The sequence below is a fragment of the Caballeronia sp. LjRoot34 genome (assembly GCF_964253815.1).
In the GTDB taxonomy this organism is placed as follows: Bacteria; Pseudomonadota; Gammaproteobacteria; order Burkholderiales; family Burkholderiaceae; genus Caballeronia.
Genome location: NZ_CAXUSB020000001.1, coordinates 2,430,217 through 2,442,983, shown reverse-complemented (window position 1 = coordinate 2,442,983; position 12,767 = coordinate 2,430,217). Strand labels below are relative to the sequence as shown.

6 protein-coding genes are annotated in these 12,767 nt (G+C 61.9%); 2 read left to right on the top strand and 4 right to left on the bottom strand.

Features of this window, described 5'->3' with window-relative positions; genetic code table 11:
- Nucleotides 1–188: 188 nt before the first annotated feature.
- Complete coding sequence (gene clpB / locus ACSQ36_RS10895; RefSeq protein WP_213761542.1) at nucleotides 189–2,786, top strand: ATP-dependent chaperone ClpB; 2,598 nt, start codon at nucleotides 189–191, stop codon at nucleotides 2,784–2,786.
- 119 nt (nucleotides 2,787–2,905) lie between these two features.
- Here the strand turns inward: clpB and ACSQ36_RS10890 are convergent, their stop codons facing one another.
- Both ACSQ36_RS10890 and ACSQ36_RS10885 read right to left on the bottom strand, forming a co-directional pair.
- Complete coding sequence (locus ACSQ36_RS10890) at nucleotides 2,906–3,358, bottom strand: YidB family protein (protein ID WP_213761541.1); 453 nt, start codon at nucleotides 3,356–3,358, stop codon at nucleotides 2,906–2,908.
- Between the two features lie 199 nt (nucleotides 3,359–3,557).
- Nucleotides 3,558–4,172, bottom strand: a complete 615-nt coding sequence (locus ACSQ36_RS10885; protein ID WP_436181908.1) for a ComEA family DNA-binding protein — start codon at nucleotides 4,170–4,172, stop codon at nucleotides 3,558–3,560.
- 38 nt (nucleotides 4,173–4,210) lie between these two features.
- Between ACSQ36_RS10885 and ACSQ36_RS10880 the strand changes: the two genes are divergently transcribed.
- The gene (locus tag ACSQ36_RS10880) at nucleotides 4,211–4,384 is read left to right on the top strand and encodes a hypothetical protein (protein WP_213761539.1); all 174 of its coding nucleotides are present in this window, start codon (nucleotides 4,211–4,213) and stop codon (nucleotides 4,382–4,384) included.
- 135 nt (nucleotides 4,385–4,519) lie between these two features.
- Here ACSQ36_RS10880 and pbpC read toward each other — a convergent pair whose 3' ends face one another.
- Together pbpC and ACSQ36_RS10870 are read right to left on the bottom strand one after the other, a co-directional pair.
- On the bottom strand, nucleotides 4,520–6,718 hold the full coding sequence (gene pbpC / locus ACSQ36_RS10875) for a penicillin-binding protein 1C (RefSeq protein ID WP_436181907.1): 2,199 nt from the start codon (nucleotides 6,716–6,718) through the stop codon (nucleotides 4,520–4,522).
- Between the two features lie 4 nt (nucleotides 6,719–6,722).
- Nucleotides 6,723–12,689 carry an MG2 domain-containing protein gene (locus ACSQ36_RS10870; RefSeq protein ID WP_436181906.1) on the bottom strand — a complete coding sequence of 1,989 codons (5,967 nt, stop codon included), beginning with the start codon at nucleotides 12,687–12,689 and terminating at the stop codon, nucleotides 6,723–6,725.
- Nucleotides 12,690–12,767: the final 78 nt, after the last annotated feature.

Here is a 12,767-nt window from a genome sequence, read left to right as displayed (position 1 = left end):
AACGTACGTTGTTCCCCCGACTCGACGTTTTTGCGCATTACGAGCGCTACCACCCGCTACCAACCGCTCGGCACCATCAATCGCGTCAATCGGCATTTTGCAGAAAAGTGCGATTTTTGGGCAGTGGAGCGCTTGAAAGTGCCGGATCACGCCTCATTTTGAACACATCCCGATTTGGAGGTCTCAATATGAGAATCGACAAGCTAACCACGAAGTTCCAGGAAGCACTGGCCGATGCGCAGAGTCTCGCCGTCGGCAATGACAATCAATATATCGAACCGGTTCACTTGCTTGCCGCGCTGATTGCGCAGCAGGACGGTTCGGCGCGCTCACTGCTGTCGCAGGCGGGCGTGCAGGTCCAGGCGCTGCAAACCGCGCTCAAGGACGCCATGACGCGTCTGCCGCAAGTCCAGGGCACGGACGGCAACGTCCAGGTCAGCCGCGATCTCGCCGGCTTGCTGAACAGCGCCGACAAAGAGGCGCAAAAGCTCAACGACACGTTTATCGCAAGCGAGATGTACCTGCTCGCCATCGCCGATGACAAGGGCGAAGCCGGCCGTATCGCCAAGCAGCACGGCCTCACGCGCAAGGCGCTCGAAGCGGCGATCAATTCGGTTCGCGGCGGCGGCCAGGTGAATAGCCAGGACGCCGAAAGCCAGCGCGGCGCGCTGAAGAAATACACGGTTGATCTGACCGAACGCGCTCGCGCGGGCAAGCTCGATCCGGTGATCGGCCGGGACGATGAAATTCGTCGTTCAATCCAGATCCTGCAACGCCGGACGAAGAACAACCCGGTGCTGATTGGTGAGCCGGGCGTGGGCAAGACCGCCATTGTGGAAGGTCTCGCGCAGCGGATCGTGAACGGCGAGGTGCCGGAATCGCTCAAGAGCAAGCGCGTGTTGTCGCTCGATATGGCCGCGCTGTTGGCCGGCGCCAAGTATCGCGGGGAATTCGAAGAGCGGCTCAAATCCGTGCTCAGCGATATTGCCAAGGACGAAGGCCAGACCATCGTTTTCATCGACGAAATCCATACCATGGTCGGCGCCGGCAAGGCCGAAGGCGCCATGGATGCGGGCAACATGCTGAAGCCGGCGCTTTCGCGCGGCGAGCTGCATTGCATCGGCGCGACGACGCTTGACGAGTATCGCAAGTACATCGAAAAGGACGCAGCGCTCGAGCGCCGGTTCCAGAAGGTGCTGGTCGACGAACCGTCGGTGGAAGCGACCATCGCGATCCTGCGCGGCTTGAAGGAACGGTATGAACTGCATCACGGCGTGGAAATCACCGATCCGGCTATTGTCGCGGCGGCGGAATTGTCGCACCGCTATATCACGGACCGTTTTCTCCCCGATAAGGCCATCGACCTGATCGACGAAGCTGCGTCCAGGGTCAAGATGGAAATTGATTCGAAGCCCGAAGAGATGGACCGGCTCGATCGTCGGTTGATCCAGTTGAAGATCGAGCGCGAAGCCGTCAAGAAGGAAAAGGACGAGGCATCGCAGAAACGCTTGCAGTTGATCGAGGAAGAAATCGAGCGGCTGGGTCGCGAGTATTCCGACCTCGAGGAAATCTGGATGGCGGAGAAAGCCGCCGTGCAGGGCAGCGCGACGCTGAAGGAAGAGATCGAGAAAGTGCGCGCGGACATCGTGCGTTTGCAGCGTGAAGGCAAACTTGAGAAGGTTGCCGAACTGCAGTACGGCAAGCTGCCTGGACTCGAAACGCAACTGAAGCAGGTCACGCAGTCCGAGACCGCTGAGCAAAGCAATCCCACACGGCCGCGCCTGTTGCGCACGCAAGTGGGCGCCGAGGAAATCGCGGAAGTGGTGTCGCGTTCCACCGGCATCCCCGTGTCTCGGATGATGCAAGGCGAGCGCGAGAAACTGCTGCAGATCGAAGGCAAGCTGCATGACCGCGTGGTGGGTCAGGATGAAGCGATCGGCGCGGTGGCCGATGCTATCCGGCGGTCACGCGCGGGGTTGTCGGATCCGAATCGTCCGTATGGTTCGTTCCTGTTCCTTGGGCCGACGGGCGTGGGCAAGACCGAGTTGTGCAAGGCGCTCGCCTCGTTCCTGTTCGATTCTGAAGATCACATGATCCGTATCGACATGAGCGAGTTCATGGAGAAGCACAGTGTCGCGCGCTTGATTGGCGCGCCGCCGGGTTATGTCGGTTATGAGGAAGGCGGTTACCTGACCGAGCTGGTGCGGCGCAAGCCCTACAGCGTGATCCTGCTCGATGAAATCGAGAAGGCGCATCCGGACGTGTTCAACGTGCTGCTGCAAGTGCTCGACGACGGCCGCATGACCGACGGGCAAGGGCGCACCGTGGACTTCAAGAACACGGTCATCGTCATGACGTCGAATCTTGGTTCGCACGTGATCCAGGCGATGGTCGGCGAGCCGCACGAAGCGGTGAAGGAAGCGGTCTGGGAGGAGGTCAAGCTGCACTTCCGGCCGGAATTCCTGAACCGGATCGACGACGTCGTGGTGTTCCATTCGCTCGACCGCGAGAACATCCAGATGATCGCGAAGATCCAGTTGCAGCGGCTGCATGAGCGGCTCGCGAAGCTGGAGATGCAACTCGACGTGTCTGACGCCGCGCTGGAACACATCGGCAAGGTGGGTTACGACCCGGTGTTTGGCGCACGGCCGTTGAAGCGCGCGATCCAGCAGCAGATCGAGAACCCGGTCGCGAAGCTGATCCTCGCCGGCAAGTTTGGACCGAAGGACGTGATCCCCGTCGATATGCGGGATGGCGAGCTGGTGTTCGATCGCGTCGTGCATTAAGACGCGGGTTGAAGGCGCCGGGCGAAGTCGGCCGGGCGTCATTCGTTCCAACAAAAAGGGGCAACGGAGTGATCCGTTGCCCCTTTTTTACTAGTGCCCAAAAATCAGGCCAACAACGTTTACGCCTTCGGTTCCTCGCTCTTGCCGCCGAGCAAGCCTGCCAGACCGCCAATCCCGCCGAGCGATCCCAGCAAGCTGCTCACGTCGAGCTGGCCGTTCGCCGGCACTTGGCCGTCCGGCGTTGCGTGGTTCACGAGATGCGGCAACACCGAAGCCAAAATGCCGGACACCTGGTCGCCGGACAGGCCAGCTTTCTGCGCCATTTGGCTGACCGCATCCGAACCGAGCACGTTGGTCACGGTGTCCGAGCTGATGGGCTTGTTTTCGCCGTTGCCGACCCACGACGAGACGATGTCGCCCGCGCCATTTTCATGGAAACGCTGAATCAAGCCGGTCAGGCCACCGGGCTGGTTGTTGACGAACTCCATCGCAATGGCGACTAGGCCGGACTGCGCGCCGCCACCTTGAGACGAATTGCCGAAAGAAGAGGCGAGGGTATCGAGTAGGCTCATGGCTGTCTCACTTGAAAACGATGCTGGTTAGATACCGTCCGGCGTCATGCTGGTTTGCCTGTGCCGGCCGGAAAACATGCCGTCCCGTGAAGGATGGCCGAAGTGTTTCTGCTGCAAGGCGACCTGGGCGGCTTGAATTCGAACTGCGCGCGATGACCATTCCACGCCCGGAATTCACCGCCGAAGTGCGTCGCCGTCCTCAGGTTGCTGCTGCGTCGCTCGCGGCTTTCTTTTTCTTGGACTTCTTCGACGCCTTGGCGCCGCTCGCGCTCGAGGCGGCGTCGGCCGTTGCTGTTGTCGCCGTACTCGAACTAGCCGCCGCGCTGGCCTTGGCTTTTTTACCCTTCTTGCCCTTGGTGGCAGAAGCCGCGTCTGCCGTTGTAGCCGTCGTTGCCGGCGTCACTGCGGGCGTCGTGGCCGTGGTCGCGGCGGGTGACGTGGCGGCCGTTGCAGCCGTGGACGACTTCACCGTCGATTTGGCGGGCGCGGCAGTGCCTGCGTTGGTGGCGGCCGGCGTCTTGCTGGCCTTTGTCCCGGTCGGCGGTGCGGATGAACCGCCAACCGTCAGTCCGGCCTGCTCCAGGTTCGTCACGGACTTCGTGCCGAGTCCTTTCACGCGGTTGGCGAGATCGTCGGCATCTTTGAACGGGCCGTTCTTCGTCCGTTCGTCGATGATCGCCTTCGACTTCACCGGCCCAAGCCCCTTTACCGCTTCAAGCGAGGTTTGATCCGCCGTATTCACGTCGACGGCCGCGAACGCGGCGCCTATCGACAACGCAAGGGCCAGACACAGCATCAACAGCTTCTTAAGCATGACAAGTGCTCCAGGTTGAAAAACAAGAGGAGGAATCGATGTCGGCCTTACTGGAAGCCTGGCCAGAAAGCCCAACTAGCATAGGACAAAATGCGGGTCAGCATAATGGCAGCGAGGTCCATCCGGTGCGGGCGGGATTATTTTTTACAACATTGCCGGCTATTATTTTGCCGGTTGTGCCCAATCCACTCTCCGGTTTCGATTCTATCTAGCGATTATCACCAGACTCATGGCGGATGGGGGCAGGTCGGTTCAGATTTAACGTTTCGCGGATATATGCTTGTCGAAACCGACGCTATCCCGGATTTGATTCTTCGGGTCTGAAAATTCATCGGGTTTGATCCTCATTAACCTTTTGTCTTGATTTTCGCAAACGCGCCGCGTACTTCGAATTTCACGGAATCGACCACCACGCCCTGGCGGTCGACCAGTTCCAGTGTGTGATGCCCCGGCCACGGCAGCCATGCCATGCGTGACATGCTAGTTGAAGGGCCGGCCAATTTGCCGTCCAGCCGCCACACGCTGCCCGCCGACGCACTTTGCGCGCTCTCGAACCAGACCCGCTGGCGCGCGGCGGGAATATCGGGATCGAGCGCGAAAATAGTGCCGTCGGTGGGAGAGGTGATCCGGGCCGTGCCGTTTCGTACGGCCGAGCCTTCGGCATTCGCCGACAACGCGATCCGCGACATTTGCGTGCCGCTCAGGAACCAGTCCTCGCGCGCCGGCTCGATATTGTTTTGATAAACAATCTGCGTGCGCACCACGCCCGACGGCGCGATGGGCGGCCGGCTTGGTGTGCGCCGATGCAGGTAATTCACCAGCGTGGCCCACACGGGCGCGGCGCCCGTGACCCCGGAGACGTCCCACATCGGCGCACCGTCTGCGTTGCCCACCCACACGCCAACCGTATAGCGCGACGTGTAGCCGACCGCCCAGTTATCGCGCATGTCCTTGCTCGTGCCGGTTTTTACGGCGCTGAAAAAGCGCGTGGCGAGGACGCTGTCGAAGCCGAAGGTGCGCGTGCGCGCGTTGTTATCGGCGAGGATATTCGTCACGATAAAACTGGCTTGCGGGCTGAAAACGCGCGTGCCGGGTGCAGCGGGTGCATGTGCCGGCAAGTCGGACATTGGCCCCGTGACACCGCCGTTCGCAAGCGTCCGGTACGCGTTCGTGAGTGTCGCGAGCGTCACGTCAGCGCTGCCGAGCGCAAGACTGAAGCCGTAGTAATCGCCTGCTTGCGTGAGCGGTAGACCGAGCGACACCAGCGTTTTCGCGAACCGGTGCGGCGTAACCATCACCAGCGTGCGCACGGCCGGTACATTCAGCGACGACCCCAGCGCCGTGCGCATGCTCACCCAGCCCTTGAAATCGTGATCGTAGTTTTGCGGGATATACAGGCCGCCGCCGGTGGCGAGATCGAGCGGGGCGTCATCGAGCAAAGAGGCCGGGGTGAGACGCTTTTCGTCGATGGCCTGAGCGTACAGGAACGGCTTGAGCGTCGAGCCAGCCTGGCGCAAGGCGACGACTGCATCGACTTCCGGCGCGTTTGATAACCCTCCCGCCGAGCCGACCCACGCGAGAATCTCGCCGCTGCGGTTATCGATGACGATCGCGGCGCCATCGTGCACATTGCGCTGATGCGCGCGCGAGTTGAGTTCGAGCAAGGTTCGCGCGAGCGAGTCACGGGCGAAGCGCTGCAGGGAGGCGTCGAGCGTGGACTGGACGCGCGCGCCCGCTGCGGGATGCACTTCGCTTGCCACACGGCGCGCGAAGTGCGGTGCGAGCGCGTCGTAATCCGAGGATCGCGGCGACGCAGACGCGGTGCGCGTGAGCGTCAATTGCACGTAGCTGTCGAGGTTCGCGCAAGGGTCCGTGGCCGATGGCCGCGCCCGGTTCATGTCCCTCAAAATGCCGCATGCCCGCGCTGATACTTTCGCGTAATTCGCATTTGGCGCACGCACCAGCGCGGCCGTGAGCGCGGCTTCACGCTCGTTCAGCCCGGACGGAAGTTTGCCGAACAACGTCTGCGACAACGCGGACAAGCCCACGATCTCACCGCGAAACGGCACGAGATTGAGATACGCCTCGAGAATCTGGTCTTTGCGCCAGGCGTGATCGAGCCATAACGCGCCGACCGTCTGCGTCGCTTTCTCGCCGATTGAACGGCGCCCCGGCCGGCGATCTTCATCGATCAAACCGGTCAGTTGCATGGTCACCGTCGACGCTCCGCGCGTGCGCGTGTTCCACAGATTCGCCCAGGCCGCTGCTGCGGCTCCTCGCCAGTCGACGCCGCTGTGCTCGTAGAACCGCTTGTCCTCCGACACGACAATTGCCTCGCGCAACGCCGGCGATACATCCTGCAACTCGACCCAGTCGCCGCGCCGCTCGGTTGTATCGATGCGTGTGCGCTGCAGCGGCTCGCCGTCGCGGGCGAGCAGCACCCAGTCGGAACTGCGCCAGCCCGAGCGCACTTCGTCAAAGGTCGGCAGCGCATTTGCCGGGCTGGCAAGCACGCAACAGACAAGGGCGAGGGCGGCGCGTTTCATCGCGTTATTTGGCCGCGGCCAGTGGAGCGACGATCATCGTTGCGTTGGGAATCGCGCCGAATACGGAGGGCGCATAGAGCGCCTCCACGCGCGTAGGCGGCAACCCGAACGTGCCCGCGTTATTCAGCCGGACGGTGTATTCCACCTGCAATTTCCCCTTCGGCAGATAGTCGTAATACGCGCGATACCCATCGAAACCACGCTCGACAAACGCCGGCCAGGCGCCTTGCTGGCTCTTTTCGCCTTCGGTCGCCGCTTCCGAATCGCGGCCGAGGCCCGAGCCGAGGATTGTCGCACCCGCTGGAATAGGATCATTGACGACGACCCATGTCATATCGCTTTGAGCATCGATGTCGAGATGCACCCGCACGATGTCACCACGCGAGAGCGTGCCTTTGACTGCAGGTTCGATCGGCGTGATGGTTTTCGTGATTCGATAACCCGCCGCGAACGGCGCTTTCAACGCGACGGCCGCGAGGCTCTCGATAGTCGCCCATGGTTTGCCGCTGCCTTCTTGCGTCAGGTTCAGCGTGCCGGATACCCACGGCAACGTCACGTTGCGAGGATTCGCAGGGGAGGCCGGCGCGTTCCACGTTACAGCCTTTTCTGTCGTACCCAGCGCAATACGCGTTTGACCGCTGACCGGCGTGCTTTCGAATACCTTGGAAAAGCGCTGCACGGCGAGCTTGCCCCACAGGTTCGACGTCGTGGTTTGCCACGCGCCGTTCGTCTGCAACGCGAGCAAACCGCCGATCAGGCGCGGCATTTCATCCTTCCACGCGGGGTTATCGGCGAAGATCAATGCAGTGCGCGCCGCGTTCGATTCGGGGCCGGTCATGAGCCAGTAGAGGTCGTCGTCGGCGGCGGTGGAGAAGGTGAGGCGCGTGCCCGAATACGTCAGGCGCGCCCGTAAAATCTGCTCGACCTGAGCGCGTTGGTCGTCGCGTTGCGCGATGCCATCGACACGCGAAAGGATCGAGTAGTAATCCAACAGCGCGGATGTCGGCCATTGATTCGGTGCGATGGTGATCGAACCGAGCATGCGCGGTGCGGCCAGCCCGTAACGCGATAAAGCCTCGATGGCCGAGAGTTTCACGAAGTCCAGATCCTGACGCGGCGACCAGAATTTCCGCTCGATCTTGCCTTCCACGAAGTTGGTCAGCGCGCCTGCGAGTTTGTCGCGCAGATCGTCGGGCAGCGCGAAGCGGGGATCCGCTTTCGATGCTTCATCGCTGACCGCGAGCAGGTAGGCCGACAACGCCGGACTGCCATAAGGCCGCGAATCGTCCGAGGGCGGGAAGTAGTTGGCGAGCCCATCGCTATCAAGATATGAAGGCATCCGCGCGATCACCGTCTGCCATTGCGTGAGGTCGTCGAGACCCAGCGCCCGCGACGTTTGCTGCTCAAGGCAGCTATACGGATAACGTTCGAACCAGCGTCGCACACCCGGCAGGCCATCGGCGAGTTTCGGCTGCAACGTCACGGCAATGCCGCCGCGAATCTGTCCATCCGCCGATGCCACCGCGGTCTCCGGCGGCGCCACAGGCAACGCAAACGTGCCGTCGACCTGAGTGATCGTTGCTTGCTGCACGGTCACGGGAATCGCAGGCACCACGCGCTGCGTGAGTTTGACGGCATCGGCGGCTTTCGGACCGCCTTGTTCCGCTGCGCTGACCTCCCAGTTCAACGCGCCCGTTGCCGCCATGCCGATGGCATCCGGCGTCTTCACGTCCCACGAGATCTCCTGCGACGAATCCGGCGCCAACGTCACGTTTTGCGCAGGGAGATCGACCGTGGGAACACGCGGCGTCACGACAACCTGCATCGTCCGTGCGGTCGTATTGCGCAGCGTGAACAACGCGCGGAACTGGTCGCCTACGCGCACGAGCGGCGGCAGGCCCGAGATTAATTGCAGATCCTGCGTGCTGCGTATCGATGCACTGCCGGTGCCGAATTGACCCGCGCCCACCGCCCCGATCGCGACAATGCGAAAGCTCGTCAACGCGTCATTGAGCGGGACATCCACCGTTGCTTCGCCGTTCGCATCGAGTGTCACGCGCGGGTTCCAGAGCAAGAGCGTGTCGAACAGTTCGCGTGTCGCGCTATGTCCGCCGCCACCGCCGGCGGGCACGGCTTTACGCCCGAAGTGACGGCGTCCGATGATCTCCATCTGCGCCGTCGATGTCTCCACGCCATACGCGCGCCGTTGCAGCATGGCGTCGAGCACGTTCCAGCTTTGATTCGGCATCAGTTCGAGCAGAGCTTCGTCGACGGCGGCGAGCGCGATCTGTGTGCCGGCCGGGGCAGGCTTGCCACCCGGCAGCGTCACGCGTACTTTCACATGCGCTTTCGAACGCACGGCATACGACTTGGCATCCGGCGTGACCGTCACGCCGAGCTTGTGCGACGCCGTTCCCACCTTGATCTCGCCGAGCCCGTAACGGAACGCAGGCTTCGACAAATCGACCAGCGGGGTAGGCGCTTCATATTGCCTCCCTTCGTACCAGAACGCGTGCACCCAATCGAGCGGCGATTTCCAGCCCCACGTGAAGAACGAATACCACGGCACTTCGTGAATCCGCCCGCGGATCGCGAGCACGGAGACATACACGTTCGGCCCCCACGACTCCTGTACTTTCAACTCGACGGTCGGGTTCTTGCCATCGAGTTCCACGACCTTCGTTTCCACGATTCCTTCGCGCTCCACCGCCACCAGCGCAGTGGCGAAGCGGAACGGCATGCGCACCTGGAAGCGGGCTGTTTCGCCGGGTTCGTAGCTTGTTTTTTCAGGCAGCACGTCGATCCGGTCCGTGTTTTCGCCGCCGAACCAGAGTTGATCTTCACGCGTGACCCAGACCGACGTGGTCGCGTTCGCCACACGTCCGTCACCATCCTTGGCAATGGCAATCAGGTCGACATTGCCTGCTTCCTTCAGTTTTGCTTCGCAGGAAAGCAGGCCGTGGTCATCGCTTTTGCCGCTGCATAGCGTGCCGAGGTCCTTGGTTTCCGTGTGGTTATCGTAGGCATAAAAACCGCCGACCATGCGCTTGCGCGAGCTGGTCATGGTCCGCGCAACACCGCGGATTTCCAGGGCAACGCCCGCTCGCGGTTTGCCTTGCAAGTCGACCGCGAGCGCTTGCACCGGCACCGCGTTGCCGACTGACACCCAGTCACCCGCCTTGATGCCGGCGGCAACCGCAGCGGGCCAGAGCGTGGCGCTGCCGCGCAGCGTCTGGATCTCGCCGTTCGGGTCCGCGAAGGTCGCTTCCAGCGTAAGCTGCTTCGGCGCTTCCACCACGGGCAGCGACTTCAGCGTGAGGGTCCCCGTGCCATTGCGGTCGAGCGTCAGCGCGGTTTTATCGGCGATAAGCTTGGCCGTGGACGTATCTTCCTGCGCGTTGCTGTTGTCGTCGTCACCTTCGGTTGCGGGTGCGCTGGCGCCGTCATCGGTGGGCTTCTTGTACGGCGCGAAGCTAAACGATTCGAACTGCGAAGCAAAAGCCGGTGACGTGTCTTTCATCAACGCCGACACTTGAACCGGCAGATTCGATGCCGGTCCGCCCGACACATATTCAATCTGTACCGCCAGCGGCGCCGTGGTCGCGGCCACCAGCGCGCCGGTCTTCTGATCGCGAATGCCGATCGATCCCTTGAACACCGGAAGGCGGAATTCCTCCACGCGGAAATTGCCGGTTTCGATGCTCATGTGCCCTGACCCGGCGTCGTCGCTGTCGGCATCCGAGTTGGCCGAGCCGTCATCCAGCGTCACGCTGTATTCGCCGAGCTTCGCGGCGGCCGGAATCGGGAAGGTGGAATCGGCGCTCCGGTCGGCCGTCCATTTGAGCGGAAGATGGTATGTCTGGCCGCTGCCCTCATGACGGATCGTCACACGCGAAGGTAAATGCGAGGGAAACGCAAAACCGCTCAGCGTTTCTTCGCGCATCAAATGTTTCATCGATACCGTTTCGCCGGCGCGCAACAATGTCCGGTCGAACACGGTCGTGGCGCGCGTGGTTTGATCGCGGCTCATATCGGTGGGGACGTTGAAACGCCACGACTCGATCCCGCGATTCCAGTCCGACCGCACGAACGCCATGTCCGGGCCGGTCTTCGGATCATCGACACGCGCCGAGACGAAAAAGCCCGAATAGTCGAGGCTGTTTTCATCGCAAGAGCGCGCCGATGCCAAGGGCTTGTCGATCGTCGCAATGCCATGAAGATCGGTCTTGGCGACGGCGATCTGATCGCCATTGCAATCCGTGACGCGCACTTGCGCGTTCGGCACGGGTTTGCCGCTATCGAGCGCGGTCACCCAGACGATGCTGTTTTCGCGGCCTTGTTTAAAGTGAACGCCAAGGTTGGTCACAAGCACGGAGGTACGCACATACATGGCTTGCGGTTTGCCGAGCAATGACGCACCCAGTGCCGGCGACGCCAGTTCGACCACATAGAACCCGGGTTTCGGGAGCGGAATGCCGACCACTTCAAAAGGCCGCAGCGACTTCGGATCAGCCTGCGGCACGCTCAGGGTTTCAACGCCCGGTTGTTTCGCCAGCAACGACAGCGAGCGGATATCGATTAGCGGATCTTTCGCCGTGCTGTTCTGCGCGTAGACGGGCTTGATGCCGTTGCTCAGCGCCTGCGGCATCTCCTCTTTGATCTGCGAGACGGACATTGAAAAGCCGTCGAAACGATCGACGGTTTTCATCCATCGACGGATCTCGGTGTCGGCATCCACACGCAGTTTCGTCACGCTCGATGAACCTGCGTTAAGCCCGTTCACTTTCAGGTCGGCCTCCACGTGGCGCAGCGTGACGGGCAACATGGCGGGCATGTTCGGCTCGGCGAAGCGCTCGATGATTCCGAATGTCGACGATGAAAACTTGGCAAGCGGCGGCATGGGCGCCGTTGATGTCTTCAGCGGGAAGAGGTCCGCGTTCGACAGCACGCGGCCACTGGAATCCTTGAGTCCGGCAGGCAGTTCTATCGATAAATCCGCGTGTTCGGGCAACGGCGCCGCGAACTGGACGCTGGTGATGTCGTTGTCCTTTTCATCGGGATCGAACTGGGGCGAGGTCTTGCCGCCCGGGCCGTGCAGAGTGATTTGTTGGGCATCCACACGCGGCACGGGCGAGCTGAAGCGGATGCGCAGCGGGCGCAAGGGCGTGCAGGGTGCTTTCGCGTTTTCGCGTTCGCAGGAAAAACTAGCGGTGAAGGGTTCGCGGACATCGAAGTCGAAGCGCTTCTCCACATCGTTCGCGAGGCCGCTCGGGCCGGCTACACCCGCGCCGTACACGAGTTGCATCTTCGTGGCGGACGGCAGGGTTTGCTGGCAGGCGAGCGTGAGCACACGTGCGCTGTCTTTTTCGAGGCGGAAATGTTTGAGGAGGTTGGCGCGTACGTTGGCGTCGACGGTTTTGACGGGAATCCGGTTACCCAATCCATTCGATTCGCACCAGATGTCCTGCAACGCGGACGCTTCCGTAGCGGGGCCATTCAGGCGCAACACGAAGATCGGGTTTTCTTCTATCTCGCCGCCGCCGGGCATGACTTGCGTGACAAACGGGCCGCCGGTTTCGAAGCGGAACTGGCGTGGACCGGTGAGCGCGTTGCCCGCAGTGGATTTGAGCCCGTCTTCCAGCGCGACTGAGCAGCGCATGCCGGGCGTGAGGTCTTGTCCGAAGTCGAAGGCCCAGGTTTTATCGTCGATCCAATGAGCGGAACCCGCCGATGCTCCCCCGCTGCAATGGACCTGAGCCGGGGCTTTGGCTGCGGGGTCTCCGAACGCGATCATGGCTTCGTCGAACTTGACGACCACCTGGCGCACCTGCGTCACCTTGCCCTGTGGCGATACGCTCACCGTGCGGGCAGCGTCCGCGCGATGCGTGGCGCCCAGGAAGCCCGCTGCCAGCAAGGAGAGAGCGGTAAGCGCGGCCAGCGGCCAGCGTTGTTTTTTTATGACGCGGATCATCGCACTCGTTCCAGGTGACCAAAACGCTGGCGATTTTACCGGAATGTTACGTCATCCTTGCCAATTGTTTTCATTTTA